At 66.4% G+C, this 21,133-nt stretch carries 20 protein-coding genes and 1 pseudogene; 6 read left to right on the top strand and 15 right to left on the bottom strand.

Translation table 11 applies throughout. The annotated features are described in order from the left end of the window. Window positions 1–5 precede the first annotated feature (5 nt). Window positions 6–989, top strand: a complete 984-nt coding sequence (locus AC5Y7D_RS00945; RefSeq protein ID WP_499920636.1) for an alpha/beta fold hydrolase — start codon at window positions 6–8, stop codon at window positions 987–989. On the opposite strand, the gene AC5Y7D_RS00950 is transcribed toward AC5Y7D_RS00945, so the two are convergent. Genes AC5Y7D_RS00950 through AC5Y7D_RS00965 form a run of 4 tightly spaced genes read right to left on the bottom strand, consistent with a single transcriptional unit; the run spans window position 984 to window position 5,048 of the window. Next, window positions 984–1,529, bottom strand: coding sequence for an MBL fold metallo-hydrolase (locus AC5Y7D_RS00950; RefSeq protein WP_499920639.1), 546 nt, complete (start codon window positions 1,527–1,529; stop codon window positions 984–986). The two genes, AC5Y7D_RS00945 and AC5Y7D_RS00950, sit on opposite strands and share 6 nt — an antisense overlap. 41 nt (window positions 1,530–1,570) lie before the next feature. Further along, window positions 1,571–2,773 carry an iron uptake system protein EfeO gene (gene efeO / locus AC5Y7D_RS00955; protein WP_499920643.1) on the bottom strand — a complete coding sequence of 401 codons (1,203 nt, stop codon included), beginning with the start codon at window positions 2,771–2,773 and terminating at the stop codon, window positions 1,571–1,573. A gap of 55 nt (window positions 2,774–2,828) precedes the next feature. Then, entirely contained in the window at window positions 2,829–4,025 is a 1,197-nt protein-coding gene (locus AC5Y7D_RS00960; protein WP_499920645.1) for a cytochrome P450, read from the bottom strand. Window positions 4,026–4,028: 3 nt separating this feature from the next. Continuing rightward, the gene (locus AC5Y7D_RS00965) at window positions 4,029–5,048 is read right to left on the bottom strand and encodes an LLM class flavin-dependent oxidoreductase (RefSeq protein WP_499920647.1); all 1,020 of its coding nucleotides are present in this window, start codon (window positions 5,046–5,048) and stop codon (window positions 4,029–4,031) included. 140 nt (window positions 5,049–5,188) lie between these two features. On the opposite strand from AC5Y7D_RS00965, the gene AC5Y7D_RS00970 reads away from it, so the two are divergent. Beyond that, window positions 5,189–6,034 carry an SDR family oxidoreductase gene (locus AC5Y7D_RS00970; RefSeq protein WP_499920649.1) on the top strand — a complete coding sequence of 282 codons (846 nt, stop codon included), beginning with the start codon at window positions 5,189–5,191 and terminating at the stop codon, window positions 6,032–6,034. A gap of 126 nt (window positions 6,035–6,160) precedes the next feature. Here AC5Y7D_RS00970 and AC5Y7D_RS00975 read toward each other — a convergent pair whose 3' ends face one another. The 3 genes and pseudogenes from AC5Y7D_RS00975 to AC5Y7D_RS00985 all read right to left on the bottom strand — a co-directional run bounded on the left by AC5Y7D_RS00975 (window position 6,161) and on the right by AC5Y7D_RS00985 (window position 9,269). Beyond that, window positions 6,161–7,222, bottom strand: a complete 1,062-nt coding sequence (locus tag AC5Y7D_RS00975) for an NAD(P)H-dependent amine dehydrogenase family protein (RefSeq protein ID WP_499920651.1) — start codon at window positions 7,220–7,222, stop codon at window positions 6,161–6,163. Between the two features lie 13 nt (window positions 7,223–7,235). Beyond that, window positions 7,236–8,204 (bottom strand): LLM class flavin-dependent oxidoreductase, encoded by a 969-nt coding sequence (locus tag AC5Y7D_RS00980; RefSeq protein ID WP_499920653.1) that lies wholly within the window; start codon window positions 8,202–8,204, stop codon window positions 7,236–7,238. Between the two features lie 202 nt (window positions 8,205–8,406). Beyond that, window positions 8,407–9,269, bottom strand: a pseudogene (locus AC5Y7D_RS00985) (type IV toxin-antitoxin system AbiEi family antitoxin). 259 nt (window positions 9,270–9,528) lie between these two features. Here AC5Y7D_RS00985 and AC5Y7D_RS00990 point away from each other — a divergent pair. Then, window positions 9,529–10,674, top strand: coding sequence for a MalY/PatB family protein (locus tag AC5Y7D_RS00990; RefSeq protein ID WP_499920942.1), 1,146 nt, complete (start codon window positions 9,529–9,531; stop codon window positions 10,672–10,674). Here the strand turns inward: AC5Y7D_RS00990 and AC5Y7D_RS00995 are convergent. Next, window positions 10,671–11,189: a PadR family transcriptional regulator gene (locus tag AC5Y7D_RS00995; RefSeq protein WP_499920654.1), complete on the bottom strand. Its 519-nt coding sequence runs from the start codon at window positions 11,187–11,189 to the stop codon at window positions 10,671–10,673. The two genes, AC5Y7D_RS00990 and AC5Y7D_RS00995, sit on opposite strands and share 4 nt — an antisense overlap. 56 nt (window positions 11,190–11,245) lie before the next feature. On the opposite strand from AC5Y7D_RS00995, the gene AC5Y7D_RS01000 reads away from it, so the two are divergent. Then, on the top strand, window positions 11,246–12,118 hold the full coding sequence (locus AC5Y7D_RS01000) for a DUF3159 domain-containing protein (RefSeq protein WP_499920656.1): 873 nt from the start codon (window positions 11,246–11,248) through the stop codon (window positions 12,116–12,118). Here the strand turns inward: AC5Y7D_RS01000 and AC5Y7D_RS01005 are convergent. The 5 genes from AC5Y7D_RS01005 to AC5Y7D_RS01025 all read right to left on the bottom strand — a co-directional run bounded on the left by AC5Y7D_RS01005 (window position 12,115) and on the right by AC5Y7D_RS01025 (window position 18,252). After that, window positions 12,115–13,275, bottom strand: a complete 1,161-nt coding sequence (locus AC5Y7D_RS01005) for a pyridoxal phosphate-dependent aminotransferase (RefSeq protein ID WP_499920658.1) — start codon at window positions 13,273–13,275, stop codon at window positions 12,115–12,117. The genes AC5Y7D_RS01000 and AC5Y7D_RS01005 overlap by 4 nt on opposite strands. Beyond that, the gene (locus AC5Y7D_RS01010; RefSeq protein WP_499920660.1) at window positions 13,193–14,647 is read right to left on the bottom strand and encodes an MFS transporter; all 1,455 of its coding nucleotides are present in this window, start codon (window positions 14,645–14,647) and stop codon (window positions 13,193–13,195) included. The genes AC5Y7D_RS01005 and AC5Y7D_RS01010 overlap by 83 nt, the downstream gene beginning before the upstream one ends. After that, window positions 14,644–15,888, bottom strand: coding sequence for a hypothetical protein (locus AC5Y7D_RS01015; protein ID WP_499920662.1), 1,245 nt, complete (start codon window positions 15,886–15,888; stop codon window positions 14,644–14,646). Before AC5Y7D_RS01015 ends, AC5Y7D_RS01010 begins: the two co-directional genes overlap by 4 nt. 166 nt (window positions 15,889–16,054) lie before the next feature. Continuing rightward, window positions 16,055–16,783, bottom strand: coding sequence for a 3'(2'),5'-bisphosphate nucleotidase CysQ (locus AC5Y7D_RS01020; protein WP_499920664.1), 729 nt, complete (start codon window positions 16,781–16,783; stop codon window positions 16,055–16,057). 284 nt (window positions 16,784–17,067) lie between these two features. Then, window positions 17,068–18,252, bottom strand: a complete 1,185-nt coding sequence (locus AC5Y7D_RS01025; RefSeq protein ID WP_499920666.1) for an acyl-CoA dehydrogenase family protein — start codon at window positions 18,250–18,252, stop codon at window positions 17,068–17,070. Between the two features lie 106 nt (window positions 18,253–18,358). Here AC5Y7D_RS01025 and AC5Y7D_RS01030 point away from each other — a divergent pair, with 106 nt between their 5' ends. After that, window positions 18,359–19,570, top strand: a complete 1,212-nt coding sequence (locus AC5Y7D_RS01030) for a serine/threonine-protein kinase (protein ID WP_499920668.1) — start codon at window positions 18,359–18,361, stop codon at window positions 19,568–19,570. On the opposite strand, the gene AC5Y7D_RS01035 is transcribed toward AC5Y7D_RS01030, so the two are convergent. Both AC5Y7D_RS01035 and AC5Y7D_RS01040 read right to left on the bottom strand, forming a co-directional pair. Next, window positions 19,571–20,356: an SDR family NAD(P)-dependent oxidoreductase gene (locus AC5Y7D_RS01035; RefSeq protein WP_499920670.1), complete on the bottom strand. Its 786-nt coding sequence runs from the start codon at window positions 20,354–20,356 to the stop codon at window positions 19,571–19,573. Window positions 20,357–20,487: 131 nt separating this feature from the next. After that, window positions 20,488–20,916, bottom strand: a complete 429-nt coding sequence (locus AC5Y7D_RS01040; protein ID WP_499920672.1) for an SRPBCC family protein — start codon at window positions 20,914–20,916, stop codon at window positions 20,488–20,490. Between the two features lie 38 nt (window positions 20,917–20,954). Here AC5Y7D_RS01040 and AC5Y7D_RS01045 point away from each other — a divergent pair, with 38 nt between their 5' ends. Continuing rightward, on the top strand, window positions 20,955–21,125 hold the full coding sequence (locus AC5Y7D_RS01045) for a hypothetical protein (protein ID WP_499920674.1): 171 nt from the start codon (window positions 20,955–20,957) through the stop codon (window positions 21,123–21,125). The last annotated feature ends 8 nt before the right edge of the window (window positions 21,126–21,133 follow it).

Below are 21,133 nucleotides of genomic sequence, written 5' to 3' on the forward strand. Positions count from 1 at the left end.
ACACCATGGATATTTTCGTCGAGTGGCACACCGGTGGAGCGGAATTGACTTGGCGCTCAACCACCGAAGCCAACGACGGGCAAGAGGTCACCGTGTTCCTGCGGCGCTTCGGCACACCGGGGAAACCAGCGCTGGTGTGCGTGCACGGCTTCCCGACCTCGAGCATCGACTTCTTTGCGTTGGCCCGCGAACTGAGCGACGAGTTCGAGATCTTCACACTGGACTTCCCGGGCTACGGGGTGTCGGACAAGCCGCCCGAGCCCTACGTCTACTCCTTGTACGACGACGCGCGCCTGTTGGTCCACGCCATGACCCAGGTGTGGAACCTGACCGACTACCGCATGATCACCCACGACCGTGGCTGCAGCGTCGGCATGATCGCGCTCGGTTTGTTGGCCGAAAGCTCTGCGCTTCCAGCGGATCTCATCATCACCAACGGCAACGTGTACCTGCCGCTGTCCAATCTCACCGCATTCCAGACCGCGCTGCTCAACGAGCCGACCGGCCGGGCCACCGCCGCCGAGACCACACCGGAGCTACTGGCCGCCGGCCTCGGGTTCACCACGTTCATGCCGCGCCGCAACCTGGAGAATCCCGAAATCGCGGCTCTGGCAAAGTGCTTCGCATACAACGACGGAATTCGGGTGCTGCCGGACACCATCCAGTATCTGCACGAGCGTGCGGCCGATGAGCAGAGTTGGCTCGAAAACCTTTCCGCGCTCCCCGTCAACGTCACGCTGGTGTGGGGTGTGCACGACACCGTCGCCCCGCTGCGTGTCGCCAACCATGTCTGGCAGAGGTATCTGCGCGCCATGCCGGGGCGCAGCCGCTACTGGGTGGTGCCGACCGCCGACCACTACCTGCAGTGCGACGCACCTGCGGAGCTGGCTCAGATCGTTCGGCTCACTGCGCAGGGTGACAGCATCACGCTGCAGCTGCAGACTCTCGGCGACCGACCCGAGGGTGCGGTCCTGGTCGACCAGTCATAAAGCACGACGGCGCCGCCCCGCTCGATCTCGATCACCCGGTCGGCCAGACCGCGGCGCTGCATCTCGCCGGTGAAAGCTGCGGCCCGTCGACCGGGCCGTTCCAGCATGCTGCCCATCACCGGCGGCACCAGTGGCCCGCATCGGGGCGTGACGCCCGGGCAACGACGTCACGGTGAGCTGGACGTCGCCCTTGACGATCGTGTGCGTCTGCCACGTCGAGATACCGCTGGCGCGGTTAAATCCCTTGGAGTGCAGTCGCTTTGCCGCCGCCGGTGTGGTCAGGATCAGTGGCTCACGGTTCAGATGCTTTTCGGTGACCCGATCCCAATGGTCGCCGTGCAAGTGTGACAACACGATGGCATCGACCGGTGGCAGCCGGTCGGCCGACAGCGCAGGCTCTTTGAGGCGCTTGGACACCAGGCCGTGGCCCAGATAGGCACGCTGGCCTCGGTGCAGGAAGTTCGGATCGGTCAGCACGGTGATGTCTCCGCTGCTGATCAGCGTGGTGGCATTCCCGACGAAGGTGATGGTGATCTCCATGCGAATGCCGTACCCGTTTGAGCCGTTTGAACAGTGGCGCCTCAGCTCGCCACGACCACCTTCTGGGCGACCGTGGCCAAACTCTGCTGCAGGGGATGGACGACCGCGGCCAGCTTCGGAGTGTCGCGCTCCCGTAGTTGCTGCGTATAGAGCTCATACCCGCCCGGCACCATCGGGTCGCGATAGTTGTCCAATGTGGCCACCACGTCTCGGAATTGCCGGTCAATCTGCTGGACCAAGTTGCTGTCGATCTTGTCCAGTCCCGGCCGCAGCGAAGCATATGCCTGTTGTGCGCCTTCCACGTTGGCGGCGAAGTCGAGGAAATCGAGTCGGCTGAAGGCTTCTTCCTCGCCGGTGATCTTGGTGTTCTGGACGTCTTCGATCAAGTCGGCTGCGGCGTTGGCCAGGTCCTCGGGCCGGTACTGCTGGGTGGCCACCGTGGTGGTCAAGATGCCTATATTGGCCGCCAACTCGGCGCTGAGCGCCTTGGTGCCGGCAGTGATCGCGCCGGACTGCCACAGGTCGCGCTCGATGGCGTGAAAACCCTTCCAGCCGACTCTGGGATCGACCGGTGTGGCCTCCCGCATATCGATCAGATAGTCGAGATTTCCGGCGTTGTCGCCGATGGTGAATCCGGGCAGCACGAAGCCGTCCACGCTCGATTCCACCCGTTCATAGAACGGCCGCGCCCTGGCATACGCTGCCTTCGCGCCTCCGACGTCGCCGGCCCGCACGGCCGCATCGAGTGCCTTCACCGCATCGTCGAGCTGATGCATCTGGTTGACGACGTAGGTTGCGTATTCTTTGCTGCCCTGCCCGAGAATGGTCGCCACCGGGCCGGCGGGCGGCTTCGGTGCGCGCCCGGTAACCGTCAGGGTCTGATACTCGACGTCCGCTCCCGGGCAGTAGATCTGGTAATCACCGCCGTCCAGGACGACGGTCAGGGATACGGGATCCTCTCCCGGGTCAAGGTTTTCCTTCTCGCCGATGACGCGTTGAGCCTTGAGCAACTCGACCTGCGAGATGCCGGGTGCACTCGCGTTGAACATGGTGACCGTCACCGGGCCGGCCGCGACCGTCGTGGTGTCCAGCACGCACCGGTTGTTGCCACCGTCGCTGGTCATCGTCACCTTGACGGCGCTGCCGCTCCGCGGAGGTTCGTTGCTCGAGTGGCTGCACCCACCGGTACCCAGCGCGCCGACGGCCAATGTCACCGCAACTGCGGGCAACCTCCTGGGGGCCATCGGCGTGACATTACCCGAGCGGGTGGGGACTCCGGTGTTGACGACCGGCCGGACGTCATCCGGTGATGACGGGCAGTTTGGCCCAACCTCGCACACTGCTGGTGTGCGCCTTGACCGCGTTGGCGTAGTCGATCTCCCACTCCGGCCAGCGCTTGATGACCTCTTCGAGGGCCACCCGCGCCTGCATTCGCGCCAACGCCGATCCCAGACAGAAGTGCAGACCGTGCCCGAAGCTCAGATGCGCCCCGCCGCGGTGGATGTCGAACCGCTCACCGTCGACGAACCTGCGCTCGTCGCGATTGGCTGACCCGTTGAGCAGCAACATGATCGACCCCTCGGGGACTATCGTGCCGTGGCACTCGACGTCGTGCGCGACGTGGCGCGCCTGCACCGGCGACGGCGCCTCGTAGCGCAGCACTTCCTCGATCGCCATCGGAATCAGCGACGGATCGGCGACGATCTCGCGGCGCTGGTCGGGATGCTCGGCGAGCAACTGGCCGATGAATCCGATCAGCCGGGTCGTCGTCTCATTGCCGGCGCCGGCAATCATGCTGGTGTACATCAGCACCTCGGTGCGGTCCAGCCGCCGCGTGACCCCGTTGTCCTCGATCTCCGCGTTGAGCAACTGCGTCATCAGGTCGTCGGAGGGATGCTCGGTGCGCCAGTCGATGTAGTCGGAGAACACCTCGTAGCTCTTCTCGAACAGGTCGTGGTCGACCGCCCGGAAGGTCCCCTCGGTGAGGTTGATGGCTCGGCCGCCACGATCCCGGATCTGCGCCTGGTTCTCCTCCGGGATGCCCAGCAGGTAGCCGATGGTGCGCATCGGGATCATCGACCCGAGATTCTCGATGAAGTCGAACCGGCCCGAGCCCACCAGCGGGTCCAGCGCGCGCACGCAGAAATCCCGGGTCAGCGGCTCGATCGCCTCCATCCGCCGAGGCGTGAAAACCCTTGACAGCAGTCGCCGATGCAGATCGTGCAACGGCGGGTCCTCGAACAGGATCACCCCGGGCGGCACCTGGATGCCGCTCATGATGATGTCCATGGTGGTGCCGCGACCCGAGCGGTAGGTCTCCCAGTTCGTCAATTCCGGAGCGACGTCCCCGTACCGGCTCAGTGCGTAGAAGTTGTACTTTTCGTTGTAGTACAACGGAACTTCGTCCCGCATTCGCCTCCAGATCGGGTACGGGTCGTCGTCGATGTCGAAATCAAAAGGGTCATAATAGATCTCGGTGGTGCTGGCACCAGTCATCAATCACCCGTTCCTGTTGGACAACAATTCGCCGAGCGCGTTGTCCGCGTGCCCGGCAGCCTCGGGCAGCACGACCTCCCCCACCCGCTTCACATAGGGCCACGCGACCTCCGGCGGCAATCCGCCACACAGCGGTGACAGGGCCAGCATCTTGCCGGCCCGCACCCGCGAAATCGCTTCCGGCACTGAGTAGATCACGTGTGAAGCCGCCGCAGCACGCAGCTCGTCGACGGTATCGACGTCGGTGAAACCCGCCGACACCTCGTTGCCGGGGTTCCAGGCGGCGTAGGTGCGCGCGTCGTGCAACAGATACTCACCCAGCTCAGCCCAGGCCGCGTCTACGTCCGCGGCCACGAAGCACACCGACGGTGTGGCGCGGTCGGGAAAGAACGCCGGCCCCGGCCGATGGCCATGCTCGCGGCACGACGCCTCGTAGGTTTCGCGCATCCCCGCCACGTTCGCGTTGGCCAGCATGCCGAGCCCATATCTGCCGGCCCGGCGCGCCGCGGCCAGGCTCCCGCCGCCCCACATCATCCCCGGTCCGCCAGGACTGAGCGGCCGCGGCGTCACCGCGATCCGACGCCCGTCCTGCACCACCGTCTCTCCGGCGAGCAGCCGGCGCAGCAGCGCCAGCTTCTCGTCCGCCAACCGGCCGCGGTCGCCCAGGTCCAGGCCGAAGATCTCGTACTCCTCGGGCCGGTAACCGAGCGCCAGGATGTAGGTCGCCCGCCCTGAGCTGAGGATGTCGAGCACAGCCATGTCCTCGGCCAGGCGCACCGGGTCGTAGAACGGCAGGATCAAGATCAGGCTCAGCGCCAGCCGCTCGGTCCGCGACGCCACGGCCGACGCCAGAAGCAGCGGCGACGGGAGGTAGCCATCCTCGGATCCGTGGTGTTCGCACATGACGGCCGCCAGGCACCCGTGGTTCTCCGCCCACGCGCACATCTCCGGCACGGTGGCATACAACGCCGCCGGATCGGCCCCGAAAACAGGAGCCCGCATGTCGAAGCGCAGCGTGAACACAGCGACTCCCAGCCGACCTAATATTTGTCTCACGTACGCTACGTGGGACCAGCGACGGCGGTCAACCGTCCCGATTGAAACTTACAACTGGTCCGGATACTGTAACGTCTGCGGACGAATCACCAGCGAAAAGGGGAACGATGACGACGGCGTCAGACTTATTGGGCTACGAGGGCAGGCGGGTCTTGGTGGTCGGTGGCGCGACCGGCATGGGCGCCGCTGCGGCGCAGATCGCAAAGTCCCTCGGAGCGCACGTGACCGTGATGGACTTCGCGCCGGTGGACTACGACGCCGACCGGGTGATCTCGCTGGACCTCAGTGATCCGGATTCGATTGACCGGGCGGTCGACGAGCTCGACGGGCCGGTCGACAAGCTGTTCTCCGCCGCCGGGGTGGCCGACGGGCCAAAGCTGATGGGGGTCAACTTCATCGGGCACCGGCACCTGATCGAGCGTCTTTTCGACAAGGACCTGCTGCCCCGGGGCGCGGCCATCTGTTTCATCTCGTCGGTGGCCGGAATGGGTTGGGAGAACGACCTGGAACTCGTCCAGGACTTTCTGGCGACACCGGATTACAAAGCCGCGCAAGACTGGTGCCAGGAGCGCGAACCGCAGGGGATCATCCACTACGGGTTCAGCAAGAAGGCGATCAATGGATATGTCGCGTGGCAGGGCTACCCCTTCCAGAAGAAGGGTGTGCGGATCAACGCGGTGTGTCCCGGCCCCACCGACACTCCCCTGGCCCGCGCCAACGCTGACCTGTGGCTGACCTTCGCCCAGGACTACCGCGACGACACCGGCAGCGCAACGCTGACACCCGAGGACATCGGCAAGGCGATGATCATGCTCAACAGTGACGCCGCGGCATCGGTCAACGGCATCACGCTCAACGTCGACCAGGGACACGCGATGGCGTCGATCACCGGATCGTTCGCCCCCGGCAAGCCGATCATGGATCTGATCACGGGCCGCGTGCAGTTGGCCTAGGCGGGGTCGTTTCTGCTGCGCGAGCGGGTCACCCCACCCTCGCGAGCGGGTCACCCCCCTCGCGAGCAGACGCAAAATCGCACGTGCCGGCGCGGCGACGTGCGATTTTGCGTCTGCTCGGCGGGCTCAATCGAACACATGCCGCGGCAGGGTCGTCGGCAGATCCAGCGAGCTCAGCAGGCCGGGTTCGGCGGCGACAACGTAAGGGATGGCGTTGACCACCCGCATGGCGGTGGCCGCCATCGCCGCGCGTCCGGCGCCGCGCCCTTCCGCGGCACCGAGCGTCAGCAAACAGTGCACGTCGGGGTCACCGTCGATGTCGACGCGGTAGGTGGCGTCGCTCTCCGATGCCGGCCAGTCCGGCGCGACGTGGCGCGCCATCCGGATGATGTGTTCGATCACGATGGCTTCTTCGCCGTTGACCACTGCGGCGGCGCGGGTGCGGACGGCGCCGCAGGTGCCGGCGGGGATGGTGCCGAACGCCACCTGGATGTCCCGGTCGGTGAGTCGGCGGTCCAGCGTGCCGCGCACCTCCTGGATCTGCACGCCGAGCCCCGCGGCGATCAGGTAAAGCGTTGCCCTCCAAGCTATTTCGATGAATCCGGGCGTCTTGAGCATGGGCTCGAAATCGAGAGGGTGACCAAAGCCCATGCCGTTCATCATCACATCCGCCACCGGGTAGTGGTCGTTGAGCGATACCTCGCTGACCGTGATGCGGCGGATACTCTTGGACTGGGTCGTCAGCTGCAGCGCCAGCTGATCGGAGGCGAATCCCGGGAAGATGCCCGAGACGTAGAGCGACGCCCCGCCGTCGTGCGCGGCTTGCGTTAGTTGATCGTGCCACTGCGCCGAGAAATACGACGGCGGGTACACCAGGCTCGTCGACGACGTCGATACCACGTTGATGCCGGCGGTCAGAAACCGCAGATAGTCCGGCACCGCGGCGGCGTCGCGTTCGGGGCCGCTGGCCGCGTACACCACGCAGTCGGGTTGCAGGGCGATCAGCGCCGCAGCGTCATCGCTGGCCGCCAGTCCCAGCGGCGCGCCGCCGGCCAGCTCGCCGGCGTCTTTGCCGACCTTCTCCGGCGAATGTACCCAGACCCCAACGAGTTCCAGGTCGGGCCGGCGCCGCACAGCGTCGATGGCGATAGAACCGACTCCCCCCGTGGACCATACGACGACACGCACGGCAGCGACTCCTTCACTCGGCCTTCACCGCCATCGCGGCACGTTTGAGGTACGGCCATGCCACCTCGGGCGGCAGGCCACCGCAGAGCGGGTGCAGTGGGAGTGGACGTCCACCGCTTACGTAGTCGGCCGCCTCTTCGCACGTCAGGATCCGGTACGGGCCGCCCTCGGCGCGCAACGCGGCCACGGTGTCGGCGCGGGTAATGCTGGCGACCGCGTCTTCGTGGGGCCGGTAAGACGCCGCCGTGCGTGCGTCGTGCAGCAGGTGGGGGCCCAGCTCATCCCACGCCTCGTCGACATCGTCGGCGACGAAAACCGCTGTGGCTGAGCCAGCTACCGGGCCCTGGAAGGTGCCCGGCGGATGCCCGTGGGCGCGGCACTGGGATTCGTAGTACGCCTTGAGACCCGGCGAGTCGGTCTGCGAGATGACACCGAGCCCATGGGTACCGGCGCGTCGGGCGGCGGGCCTGCTGCCGCCGGCGATCAGCATGAGCGGCCCGTGGGTCGACGCGCACCGAGGGGTCACCGTGACCTGGCGACCACGGTATGCGACGGACTCACCGCGAACCATGGGGGCCAGCACGGCCACGATCTCGTCGGCCAGCCGGCCGCGCGCGGTCATGTCCACACCGAAGAGTTCGTACTCCTCAGCACGGTGGCCCACCCCGAGCGCGTAGGACACCCGGCCCCGGCTGATCAGGTCCAGCACGCTGATCTCTTCGGCAAGCCGAACCGGATCCCACAGCGGAACCGGCACGGCCGCAACGAGAAGCGCCAATTGACGGGTACGGGCCGCGATCGCGGCCGCCAGCGTCAGCGGTGCCGACAGATGACCGTCGGCGGCGCCGTGATGCTCCGAGAGCACCGCGAGCAATGCGCCCCTGGTTTCCGCCCAGTCGCACATGTCGATGGCGGCGGCGTACAGGTCCACGGCCGGCGCGGCCCAGTCCGGCGCACGCATGTCGAACCGCAGCGTGAACACTTCAGCAGCCTAACCTAACCTTTGTTCCGCGGCCCCTGGTTGCGCAGGCCTCCTGGTTGCGCGGCCCCCCTGGTTGCGCGAGCAGACGCGAAATCGCACGTTCTCGGCACGAGACGTGCGATTTCGCGTCTGCTCGCGGGGCAGGTGCGCGGGGCAGGTGCGCGGGGCAGGTGCGCGGGGCTGACTCGCGAGGCGACTGGCGTCAGCCCACCAGGCGCCCGCGGTTCAGGTGACTGTCGAGCCGCTGGACAAGTCGGCCAGGGTAGCGCCGGACATCATCGACCACGATCGGGACAATCGTCCACCCGACTTCCTGCAGTGCGCCCCACTTCGCCTTGTCCCGAAGCATCGTCTCACGCCCCGCATGCCAATCGATACTCTCGTATTCGGCGGCCAAACGCATTTCGGGCCAAGCAAAGTCAACGCGAAACAATTCGCCGTCGAGGCAGCGGATCTCGTATTGCAGTTCGGGCAGCGGAAGCCCTGAGTCGATCATCACCAGTCGCGCCTCGCTCTCCATGGCCGATTCCGCACGCCCGTCGGCGAAAGGCAAGAGGCTGCGCACCGCAACGATGCCGCGGCGGCCTCTCTGCTCGCCGACGGCGCGCTCGAGCTCGCGGGCGTTGCACTGCATCGAGCGCAAAGCCGCGTCCAGGGTAGCCAGGGCCCGGGGACGGCCTAGTTGTCTGGCAACCTCGACCGCCGTCCAGGCCGGCGCTGTCGCGAGACGATCACCCACCCGCTGCAGCCGGGCACCAATTCGTTGGTGGACCATCAGACCCACCGAGGGGCGCATCCGGACGCCCGGGTCCAGCACGTGGACGGCTGTCGTGTTTTCGGTGTCGAATCCGTACAAACCAGCCGCGGTGCCAAGGCACGCGACCATACGCTGCCCCGCGAAGATGTCGAGCGCAGCCAAGCGCTCCAACAGATTCGGCTCTCGAGCTGCGTAGACCCCATGCCACACCCGGCTGATGCGGCCCGCCCTGACCTGCACATCGAGTTGCTGGCGGGTCATTATCGTCAGCAGCTCTGCGGTTTAGCGAATCCACCGCGCCGCTGCATCAGCGCTGTCGCGTCGGCCGACACAGCCAGAGCATGCTCGCAACACCTCCGATCAACCAGTCACCCTGTGGACACCGCTGGCGAGCAGACGCAAAATCGCATGATGGCTGACGAAATTGTGCGAGTTTGCGACTGCTCGCGGGAAGGGGGCACGCGGGAAGGGGGCACGCGGGAAGGGGGCACGCGGGAAGGGGGCACTCGGGAAGGGGGGAACCCGCTCGAGGAGCTGACGCTTGCGCAGCTGCGCCGGCGCACCAGCATGAAATGGCGTGCGCACGCGGCCGACGTACTGCCATTGTGGGTCGCCGAGATGGACGTCAACCTCGCACCACCGGTTGCCGAGGCCATCCATCGAGCCGTTGACGCCGGCGACACGGGATATCCGCACGGCAAGGGCTATGCCAAGGCAGTCAGCGAATTCGCCTCCCGGCGTTGGAATTGGGACGGCCTGGCGGTCGGCCGCACCCGCGTGGTTCCCGACGTGATGCTCGGCGTGGTCGAGCTGCTGCGCCTGGTCACCGACCGCGGCGACGCCGTCATCGTCAATTCGCCGGTGTACGCGCCGTTTTACGCGTTCGTCTCGCACGACGGACGCATGGTCGTCGAGGCGCCGCTGGGGGTCGACGGCCGAATTGACCTGGCCGGGTTGGAAGAAGCGTTCGACAAAGCTCGCCGGTCGGCCGGACCGAACGGCAAAGTCGCCTATTTGCTGTGCAATCCGCACAATCCGACGGGCGCGGTGCACACCGTCCAGGAGCTGCACACGGTGGCCACTCTAGCCCGGCGCTACCACATCAGAGTGGTGTCCGATGAGATTCATGCGCCACTCATCCTGTCCGGAGCTCGCTTCACGCCCTACCTCAGCGTGCCGGGCGCCGAGAACGCCCTGGCCCTGACGTCAGCCTCCAAGGCGTGGAACCTGGCTGGACTCAAGGCCGCCCTGGCCATCGCCGGCCCGGAGTCGGCGGCCGAGCTGCGCAGCATGCCGGAAGAGGTCGGGCACGGCGCCAGTCATCTGGGGCTCATCGCCCATACCGCAGCCTTCAGCTACGGCGGCGAGTGGCTCGACGCGCTGCTGGCCGGCCTGGATGAAAACCGTTCCCTGCTCAGCGATCTGGTCGAGAAGCACCTTCCGGAGGTCCGGCTGCTACGCCCGCAGGGCACCTACCTGGCCTGGCTGGACTGTCGTGAGCTCGGTTTCGAGGAAGAGCACGCCGAAGGCATCAAGGTGGTGTCCGATCTGTCCGGGCCGGCCCGCTGGTTCCGCGACCATGCCCGGGTGGCGCTCAGCTCGGGGCACGTCTTCGGCACCGGCGGTGCGGGTCATGTGCGACTGAACTTCGCGACCTCACAAGCGATTCTGACCAACGCCGTCGCGCGGATGGGCCGGGCACTCAGCGCTTAACGCGCGTCCAGGCCGGCGAGAACCCAATTGGCCCATTCGATTTCGTGCCGGCTCCAGCGCAGTCCCTGCTCCAGGGCGGCACGGGCGAAGAAGGCGTCCTCGTCAGCGGTCCAGTCGTGGGATTCGAGGATTTTTTCATAATGCGCATGTTCCTGCTCGGACACCGACAGCAACGACTGCAGGTATTCGCGCGCCTGGTCCGGTGTCAGCTGGCCGAGCAGGAAAACGCGTAGCATCGCGGCGTTGCGGATCGGCGGATCCTCCTGCGGCGACAGCATCCACCGGTGCAATTCCGCACGGCCGGCATCGGTGATCGCGTACTCCTTGCGTCCCCGCGGCCCCATGTCGGACACCTCGATCAGCCCCGCGGTGGCCAGCTTGTTCAGCTCGCCGTACAGCTGGCTCTGGGTGGCCGGCCACATGTTGTCCATCGAATCGCGGAAGCGTTTCAGCAGGTCATACCCGCTTCCGGACTCCTGGGACAACAGGCCCAGCGCAGCGTGTCGCAAACTCACCAGCCCATCCTAACGTTCCTACATTGACATGTCACTACCGTAATGTCAGTATCGACATGTCTAAATTGGAACGTTCGAACGATCGGGAGTTCACCATGGCTCAGGAAGCACGCATCGACCGCGACGCGCAGCCGCCGGAGGACCAGCCGCAGGCCGACCGGCGCGGCGTGACCGGCGTGCTGGACGGATTCCTGAAGTCCCCCTTCGCCGGCATCGCGCCGTGGGCGCTGTTGTCCATCTTGTCCGCACCCGGCCGCTTCGAGATCGCGGTCGCCTCGGCACTCGGGTTTTCGGTGCTGGTGATGCTGGTCGGGCTGGCCCGCGGCATCAAGGTGCACTCGCTCGAGGTTTTCGGTGCGGTGTTCTTCGCAGCGGTGGGACTGGCTGGCCTCTTCGCCACCGACAACGTGATCCGGTTTCTGGAGATGTGGTCGGGCGAGTTGACCAACCTGTCGCTGGCCGCGTTCACCTGGCTGACGGTGCTGATCGGTAGGCCGTTCACCATCGCTTACGCGAAAGACACTACTCCGCAGGAGCATTGGAGCAGCCCGCTGTTCAAGCGGATCAACACCGTGATCAGCGCCGTCTGGGCAGGTGCGTTCACCTTCGCCGCCGGCGTCGGCCTCGTCGGCAACCTGCTCCTGCACGACCCGGAGAACTTCTGGACCGGCTGGATCCTGCAGCTGGCAACCATATTCTTCGCCGTGGCCTTCACCGAGTTCTACCCGGACTACGCCACGGCCATGGTCGACCGCGACAACGGCACGGACGCGCAGGCGCCCTCGATCCTGCAGGTCATCGACTGGCTGCCCACCTTCGTCACCGTCACCGGGGTGGTGGGGCTGATCACCGGATCCGTCGACTGGCTGGTGGGTGTCGGACTGATCATCGGCGGCAGCGTCGTGTCGAGAATCCTGGCCAAGCGCTAAACCCGCCGCGCCCCCCAGGCCTTGATCCGTTCGATCCCTGAGCGGATCTGACCCGGCGGCTCAGTGAAAGACAGCCGCAAGGCAGCACGGTGACCGAACGCAGAACCGGGTACCACCGCCACGTGTTGTTCGGACAACAGCGAGGCCGCGATCGCGTCCCCATCCCACTTGCCGTCGAGACTCTCGTCCAGCTCGCACCACACGAACAATCCACCGTCGGGCCTCCGCCAGCGCAACCACGGCACGGATTCGAGAGCCGAGCACAACACGTCGCGTTGGTGTTCGAGTTGCGCACAGCGGTCGGATAATTCGGCGCGGGGCGTCGACAACGCGCGAGCCATCAAGAACTGCGCCGCGGTATTCACATTGCCCGCCATGTTCGAGGCGATGCCGGCACAGCGGGTAATCACCTCGGGATGGGCGGTGATCCAGCCGATTCGGTGCCCCATCAGCGCAAAAGTCTTGGACGCGCTGGAAACGTGCAGTACATGCCCGGTCTCGTCAGCCGGCAATTGCAGGACCGACGGTGCGGCGCCGCATTCGGGGTAGTACTGGAACTGATAGATCTCGTCGGCGACGATCCAGCGGCCAGTCGCCTTGGCCCACGACGTCAGCATGCGGATGTCATCCAGCGACAGCACGGCACCGGTCGGATTGGATGGGCTGGAATACATGACCACCTTGGTGCGATCACTCACCCCATCGATCCAGGCGGCGACGTCGGGCTTGTCCGACGCATAGGGAAGGAGCTTGACCGACACACCGGCCAATTCGGCCATGTCCAGGTAGCTCGGCCAGTACGGATCGGGAATCGCGATCTCGTCGCCGATGTCACACAATGCCAGTAACGCGATCATGATCGCCTGCTTGGCGCCATTCGTCACGACATGATGTCCAGGCGTGGTAACCGCATCGAATTCCGTTGCGTACCAATTACACAGCGCCTCGAGCAACTCGCGCTCGCCGCGACTGCTGCCGTAACCCGAGGACTTCGCCACATCGAAGCCGGCCAGCGCGTCAAACGTCACCTGTGGGGGCGGCACGGTGGGGGCGCCGGCGCCGAAGGAGATGACGTCAGCGCCCGCCTTGCGCAATTGCGCGACAGTGTCGTTGAGCGCCAGCGTTGGCGACGGGGCTCCGGCCGATCGCCTGGACAACGACCTCATGATGGTTGCCTCCTGACGGCCTTGACAGACAACGGGTTCCGGTCAGCGTAACGGCCGCGGCGGCGAGGACGACCGCGGTCCACGGCAGCGTTGCGGACAGGTGTTCCAGCGTGGCCAGCCAGTAGGCGGCGCCGCACACCGCTATACCCATCGCCTGACCAACCTGACGCGCGGTCGAGGCGAAGGCACCGCTGACACCCGCGTAGTCGACCGGCAGCTCCGACATGGCCAGCGCATTGGTCGGGGTGTTGGCCATCCCCATGCCCACACCGAGGAAGGCGGCGACGACACTCACCGACGTCGGGCCGGCGCTGACGCCGACCAGCACCGCGACGACCACACTCGATGCCAGCATCAGCAACCCGGCAGCCACAACGGCCTGGAACGGTCCGGATCGGGCCATGATGATCGGGGAAAGGCGGGCGCCGATGGCGTAACCCACTGCCAGCGGGACCAGGCAGGCGCCGGCGCTCAGTACCGAAAGATGTTGACTTGACTGGAAGTAGCCGGTCGCCAGCAGAAAGATCGCGCCGCCTACGCAGAAGTAGTTGCCGACCGCCACCAACATCGCCGCGCGGAATTTGGGCGAGGCGCACGCCTGCTGCGGGACAGGGAACACACCGTGGCGCCGCCTCCTGACGATCAGCGTGGCCATGATTGCCGTCACCGCGACCAGCAGACCGGACGCCGTCAGCAGCCCGCGTTGGCCGACGGCGATGAACCCGCCGATCACACCGAACATCGCCACTCCCAGCGCGACGATGCCGGTCCAGTCGTGGCGCGGGGCGCTGCGGACCGGAGTCGACGGCAGCAGCGCGACCGACAGCACCGCAAACAGCCCCGCCAAGACCGCGGTAGCCACCGGTAGCATCCGCCAACCCCAGGTCCCGGCGATGAATCCGCCGGCCAGCGGTCCACTGGCCATGCCCAGACCGACCACCGCACCCCAGGCGCCGGTGAAACCCTGGAGTTCGCGAGGGGTGCGGGCGAGGACTCGTACCATCGCCAGCCCTACCGGCACCAGTATCGACGCACCGATCCCCGCCACCACCCGCGCGGCGATCAACGCAACGGCGTTGGGCGCCAGCGCCGTCAGGATCGACCCGACGATGTAGACGGACAATCCGGCGACCAGCAGGCTGCGCTTGTCGAACCGGTCGCCGAAGGCGCCGGCGACGATCTCGAGGGCGGCCAGCGTCAGGATGTACCCGTTGAGAATCCACTGGCCCTGTCCGAACGTGGCAGGCAGGGTGTCGCGAATCTGCGTCAGCGCCACCTGATAGGCGGTGTTGTCGATGTTGACGATGAAGGTCGACAGACTACAGACGGCTACCGCCAGACCACGGTGCCGGGGCGCGATCACCGGGCGACGGCCGGTGCGGGTTCGGTCCCGATGACGCGGGACAACGCGGTGAATCCCATCCGCTGCCGCACCGCGCGCGGGTCGGTGAGCAGTTCGGATCCGCAGCTGTCGACCATCGCTTTGACCTGGTGCGCCAGGCCGAGGTTGTCGGTCAAAGTCACCTCGCCGTCGAATGTGACGATGTAGGGGGTGTCCTCCATCCCGGATCGGATCACGTCGACGCCGCTGTCGGGCTGAGCCGCATAGCACGCCAGGCGTTCCACCGGTCCGGCGAGTTGGCCTTTGCGCGAACCGAATTCGAGTTCCTTGACGTGTGCCTGCGCGTGTTGGGGCAGGACCGCCGCACCGGCGGAGACGGTAACGCTGCGCACCCGCCGGCCGGACAGGTCGTACTCCAGCGACTTGGCCAACGACACCGCGCGCCGGAATTCCTGGTAGTTGTCCGGGAACGGGAAGCGCGGCGAGAAACCGAACAGCAGCGTGATATTGAGTTGGCCCTCCGAGCCGAGCCCGATCAGCGGGTGTTCGGTGGCGAAGCGTGTCATGGCATAGCTGCGTTCCAGCTGAACCCATTCCACCTCGTGCAGCAGGTGCAGCCGACGGCGCGCGTCCACGGCCTTGCGGTACACCTCGAACTGGGTGTGGGGGGACGTGCTGCCGTAACTGCTGCCTCCGGAGGTGGAGTGCACATCGAGCGCGGTCTCGTTGTCGCGTTTGGACGGGACGTAGTGGCGTACCAGGCGTGCGAATTCGGGGCTCGACACCGCCTGGATGCCGATGTCGTGGCCGCGGCGCTCGATGTCGAGAATGACCTGTAGCTCCACCGCCGCCTGACTGGTGACGAAATGCGCCCCGCCGAGGTGCAGCGGTAACGCTGCCTGGCTGAGGCGCTCCCATTCGCCGTGACGCTGGATGGCTTCCTTGACTTCGACTCCGTTGCGGCTGGCGCCGAAGCTGATCAGCATGCCGGGAAGCCGGTCCTGAATCTCGTGACTGACCGACGAGTAGAGCGCGTTGCACGTGCTCTGCTCCTGGGTCAGGGGGTTGCGCGCGTGATAGTGGTAGTAGCGGACGCCGATATCGTGGAGTGCGGCCGCCTCGGCGACAAGCTGGCCGACGTCGGATTTGATGGTCTGGCCGCGCGATACGAGATCGATGAACGGATTGCCGGTCTTGGCGTGGTTGCGGGGAGTGAACTTGGCGCCCGTCACCGCTGACCCGAGGATGAGGTCGCCCCGCATCGCAATCTCCTTTGATTGAGGAATCCTTAAGAACCGACAAGCACTACAGTGCCGTGAGCTCCTGGCGATGTCTGTCACCTGAGCGGTTAGTGAGCAGGATGAATCCGCTGTCCCCCGGTTGACGGAAAGGACGTCCTCCAGCCGGATGGTTGCGTGTTACGAAGACTTAAGACGTGACGGCCAGTACCGCGTCGGCGAGCTCGGGTCGGCATACCACCAGGTCGGGCAGCTTCGGATCGGGCTGGTTGTAGGCCAGCGGCGATCCGTCGATGCGGCTGGTGTGCAGGCCGGCGGCTCGCGCGATCGCCACAGGTGCCGCCGAATCCCACTCGTACTGGCCTCCGGCGTGCACGTACACGTCGGACAACCCCTGCACGATGGACGCGACTTTGGCTCCGGCCGAACCCATCTCAACCAAGTCGCCGTCCAGGGCATCGCGGACGGCCAGCGCGATCGCGGGCGGGCGGGTACGCGACACCACGATGCGGGGCTTGCCGGTGGCGTCCGGCGGCGGCAAGACATCCGGCGTCGCCAGGGTCACCCCCTGAGCCGGCAGTGCCACCGCGCCGGCGACCAGCCGGCCGGACTGCCATAGCGCGACATGCACCGCCCAGTCCTCGCGGCCTTGCTCGGAGAATTCCCGGGTACCGTCCAAGGGGTCGACGATCCATACCCGCTCACTGCGCAACCGGACCGGGTCGTCGGCGCCCTCCTCGGACAACACCGCGTCGCCGGGGCGCTGCCGGCCCAGCGCCTCCATCAGGAAATCGTGAGACCGCTTGTCCCCCGCCGCTTTCCGTTCGCCCGCGTCAGCTTGGGCGAACTCGGCACGCACCCCGAGCAGTAACCGTCCGGCTTCGGAGGCCAACTGGGCGGCCAGTGCATGGTCGTTCATGGCAGGCGCCGTCCTCGATCGATGGAAAAAAGTTAGCTATGTTAACCGACTTTACCCGCCTACGCACGATGCGATATCACCGGTGGTGGACACGCACGGTCGACGTAAGGACAGCCGCACGCCCGGATCAATGCCGGCCACTTCATCCAGGAGGACAGCGGCCGGAGCTCGCCGAACGCATCCTGGCCTGGCGCTAAATCTGCCCCTCACCGAACGTGCAGCCACGGCGGAAATCGACGCATTTTTTCACCGTGGCTTCACGCTCGGCGCAGAAAACGTCAGGTTCACAGCCCGAACTGGTCCTGGATGACACCGAGCCAGATCTGCGCCGAGTCGATGGCCACCTTCTCGCTGATGAAAGCGTGCTGGGTGCCGGTATAGATGTCGCGGAAGGCCCGTTCCAGGCGAGTGCCTTCCCGGATCGAACTGGTCCCCGCCACCAAGTGCGCCCATTCCGCACATTCGCGCGACGTATCGGTGGCATACACGGCGGCCGCACGCATATCCGCGCGCAGCATCGGTGTCAGCTCGTCCCCCCCGGCAACGGCGGCTTCGGCGGCGCTGAAGGCGTGCAGAACCAGCAGCCGGGCCGCGCGCCACGCCGACACGTGGTGCGCCAGCCCCTTCTGGAAGGTGGGGCGGCTGGCCAGCGACGCCATGTCGCTCATCCGGTACTTCGTCGCGGCCAGTTCGGCCACGTCGTCGAGCATGCTCTTGGCAACCCCGAGCGCCCACGAAGCATGACCGGCGGCGGTCACCGGCATCAACCCCATATGCGCGGCCGGCGACGCCCCGCGGTGGGGCCGGCGGTCGAACAGCCCGAACGTCCTGCTGAGGGGCACGAAAACGTCCTGAGCGCTGTAGTCATACGACCCGGTGCCCTTGAGGCCCTGAACGTGCCAGCCGTCGTTGAACTGGATCTCCTCCCGGGGCACCACCGCCACCTGCATGTCGGGAATCCCCTCGCTGACCCAGCGCATCTCCCCGTTGTCCATCGGGAAGAAGCCGGCCGCGACGTACTGCGAATGGCCGGTGCCGGAGCCGAAGCTCCACGACCCGCTCAACCGGTAACCGCCGTCGACGACGACGCCCTGTCCGTTGGGGAAGAATTGGCCGCCCATCGTGACGTGGTTGTCGTGGGCGGTGAACACCTCCGCGTAGCCCTCGTCGTTCAGGTAAGTTGCCGCGGCGAACCTGGATGGCAGGTTGGCGATTCCGATCCAGCCGAATGAGCCGTCCTGCCAAGCCATTTCGATCCAGGTATCGATCATCTCGGCCAGCGAGGGCTCGATGCCGCCGGCCTCGGCGGGGCTGAGCGCGGTCATCAGGCCACTGGCCCACATCTCGTCGACCACGGCGTCGGTCAACGTTCGTATCCGCTCTGATTCTCCGGCCTCGGCCCGCACCAGTTCCCGCATGCCCCGGGCCAGCGCAACGACCTGACCACCCACCTCGATTGTCGACGTCATTGTTGTTTCCCTCGCGATTGCTGACCACTACCAAGCCCGAACAACGACACGATGACCGTACGCCACAAGTTTCGGCGGCAACATCTTTGGCTACGTGACAAGAGAAATGACCACGGAGTACCGCAAGCCACAGTTCCACCGCGGTGACGGCGCAGCGCTGCTGGAGCCGGGCGGTGTGCTGGGCGGGCGCTACGAGCTGGGCAGCGTCCTGGGCCGTGGTGGCATGGCCGAAGTCCGCGAGGGGTGGGACCTGAAGCTGGGTCGACCCGTGGCGATCAAGCTGCTCAAGACAGGGCCCGGTGACGGAGACCGGCCGGAAAGCCGTGTCCGGTTCGAGACCGAGGCACGGGCAACCGCGGTGCTCAGCAGTCAGAACATCGTGATCGTGCACGATGTGGGTGACCATCACGGCCTGCCGTTCATCGTGATGGAGCGTCTGCCAGGCGTGTCGCTGGCCGACCACATCGCACGGGGCCCGCTTCCGCAACCGTTGGTCCTGGCGGTTCTGCATGCCGTCCTCGCCGCCCTCACCGTGGCCCACGACGCCGGGATTCTGCACCGCGACGTCAAGCCCGGCAACATTCTGTTCACCGCCACCGGCGAAGCCAAGCTCGCGGATTTCGGCATAGCCAAGACGGCCGGGGGCCCCCACACCATGACAGGCCAAGTCGTGGGCACGATGGCATACCTGAGCCCGGACCGGTTGGCCGGGAAACCCGCTACGCCGGCCGACGATCTCTACGCGGTGGGCGTGGTGGGCTACGAGGCCCTTACCGGGCGAAGAGCGTTTCCGCAGGAGCAATTCCCTGCGCTGGCCAACGCGATCTTTCACGAATCACCGCCGCCGATTGCCGCGCTCCGTCCAGATGTTCGACCGGAGCTTGCCGCGGTGTGCGAGCAAGCCATGGCGCGCAATCCGGCGCAGCGATTTCAGAGTGCCGGCGCGATGCGCATGGCATTGGACGTCCCCGTGCCGCGCGCCAGACCCGTTCGCAGTCGCACCCTGGTCATGCCGGTGCCGCCGCCGGCGGCCAGTTCGGCATTCGTGGCAGTGGATTCCGAGCCGACACGTCCCGGACGCAAACTGTGGGCCGCGGCGATTCTGGCCGTTCTCGTGCTTGCGGTCATGCTGATGGCCATCAGCCCGCCCTTCTCCACCCCGCCGCCCGCGCCAATGGGCACCAGCACGCCGCCGGCGCCCGCCACGACCGCGCCGTCGGCAACGACGATCGCCAGTACACCAGAATCCGCGCCGCCCCCGCCGACTGCACCGCCGGGCAAACACGGCAAGAAACCCAAGGGCGAAAAAGGCGACTGATCAGTCGGGGAAACCGAACAGCTCGACAACACCGTGATCGCGGCCGGCCAGGTAACCGCCGTCGACCGCAATGGCCTGACCCGATACGAACGACGCATCGGCGGAGACCAGGAAAGCCGCCATCGCCGCGACCTCTTCGGGTCGACCCAACCGCTGCAGAGCGTGCTCCTTGGTGATCGCGGCGCGCGGGCCCTCCATCCCGGGAATGCCGAAAACGCTTTCGGCGAGCGGTGTTTCGATGAAGCCCGGACAGATCGCGTTCGCCCGGATCCCACTCGGCCCGTAATCGAGCGCGATGTTCTTGGTCAACAGCACCACCCCGCCCTTGGCGGCGTTGTAGGAACTGCCGCCCGCGGTGCCTTCCAGGCCCTCGACGCTGGCCAGTGTCACGATGGAGCCACGCTCGCCGTCCACCCGGGGCTGTTCGATCATCCTGGCCAACGCGGCCTTGGCGACCAGAAAGGTGGCGGTGAGGTTGATGCCGATGACCCGGTCCCATTCGGATCGGGGAAGTAGATGCACCGGACCGCCGCCGGCCACCCCCGCGCAGTGGACCATCCCGTCCAGCCGGTCGGGTACCGCGGCGAAGACCGCCCCCACCGCGCTCTCGTCGCTGATGTCGGCGGTGACGAAGTGGAAATGCGGACCCAGATCGGGCGGCGAGACCAGGTCGGCACCGATGACGGTGCCGCCTTCGTCCAACAGTCGCCGGGCAGTCGCCAACCCGATGCCCGACGAGGCGCCGGTCACCACGAACGTGCGCCCCGCGGCGCGGTCAGCGCTCACTGGCGCTCCTCGGTTGTGCTGCCAGTGCGGCTGACCCCTCGGCGACCGTGTTCGGCAGTATGCCTAGTCTTACACCGTCTTCGCGCAGCGGATCGCTCTTTCGCATATCCAGCCACGGTTTCACAGCTGTCTCACAGCGCTTTCTCGCAGGCCGCCAATATGGCGAGGAAGTTCCACCGCAGCAGCCGCCGGCTGACCGCCTCCATCAGCTTGCCGCCCGCGTAGATCGGGTGGGTGTAGTTGGACCGCCAGTCGACGTGGGTGCCGTCGCCGGACGGAGTGAAAGTCAAGGTGCCGCCGTCGTGGTTGAACGCCGGCACCGAGCGCACGATCAGGTAGGTGTAGCTACGCGGACGGTCGTAGGCGGTGATGTCCTCCCGGAACCACATTCCGGTCCCGACCACCTCGCGCACCGCTCCGACGCCGGGCCCCTTCGTATCCTTTGTCCATCCGGACTTCAGGACCAGCGGCGCTGCTTCCAGGCTGACCGGGTCGGCCAGCCAGTCGAAGACTCGTTCGGCGGGGGCGGCGATGGTCCGCTGCACATGTATCTCGACCATGAGATCTCCTGCCCGGCGCTGGGCGCGCACTCAACGGGATGGTAACCCCCGCGCGGCCCGACTCCGGCGAATCGGCGCAGTTCCGGCACGCCCACCAAGTCCACCTGGACAATCCGACCCTGATGACGCTGTCGCTGCAGATCGGCCGGGTCGAAAAGGAGTGGATGGACCGGGCCGGTGGCCGGAGTCGGGGACGCAACCGGCGATAATCGACCGC

The organism is Mycobacterium sp. NGS49, from assembly GCF_059812565.1.

Coding starts and splice junctions, on each gene's coding strand:
- AC5Y7D_RS00945 (WP_499920636.1), top strand. CDS start 6: ATGGATATTTTCGTCGAGTGGCACACCGGTGGAGCGGAATTGACTTGG.
- AC5Y7D_RS00950 (WP_499920639.1), bottom strand. CDS start 1,529: ATGGAGATCACCATCACCTTCGTCGGGAATGCCACCACGCTGATCAGC.
- efeO (WP_499920643.1), bottom strand. CDS start 2,773: ATGGCCCCCAGGAGGTTGCCCGCAGTTGCGGTGACATTGGCCGTCGGC.
- AC5Y7D_RS00960 (WP_499920645.1), bottom strand. CDS start 4,025: ATGACTGGTGCCAGCACCACCGAGATCTATTATGACCCTTTTGATTTC.
- AC5Y7D_RS00970 (WP_499920649.1), top strand. CDS start 5,189: ATGACGACGGCGTCAGACTTATTGGGCTACGAGGGCAGGCGGGTCTTG.
- AC5Y7D_RS00990 (WP_499920942.1), top strand. CDS start 9,529: ATGAAATGGCGTGCGCACGCGGCCGACGTACTGCCATTGTGGGTCGCC.
- AC5Y7D_RS01000 (WP_499920656.1), top strand. CDS start 11,246: ATGTCTAAATTGGAACGTTCGAACGATCGGGAGTTCACCATGGCTCAG.
- AC5Y7D_RS01015 (WP_499920662.1), bottom strand. CDS start 15,888: ATGCGGGGCGACCTCATCCTCGGGTCAGCGGTGACGGGCGCCAAGTTC.
- AC5Y7D_RS01020 (WP_499920664.1), bottom strand. CDS start 16,783: ATGAACGACCATGCACTGGCCGCCCAGTTGGCCTCCGAAGCCGGACGG.
- AC5Y7D_RS01025 (WP_499920666.1), bottom strand. CDS start 18,252: ATGACGTCGACAATCGAGGTGGGTGGTCAGGTCGTTGCGCTGGCCCGG.
- AC5Y7D_RS01030 (WP_499920668.1), top strand. CDS start 18,359: ATGACCACGGAGTACCGCAAGCCACAGTTCCACCGCGGTGACGGCGCA.
- AC5Y7D_RS01040 (WP_499920672.1), bottom strand. CDS start 20,916: ATGGTCGAGATACATGTGCAGCGGACCATCGCCGCCCCCGCCGAACGA.
- AC5Y7D_RS01045 (WP_499920674.1), top strand. CDS start 20,955: ATGGTAACCCCCGCGCGGCCCGACTCCGGCGAATCGGCGCAGTTCCGG.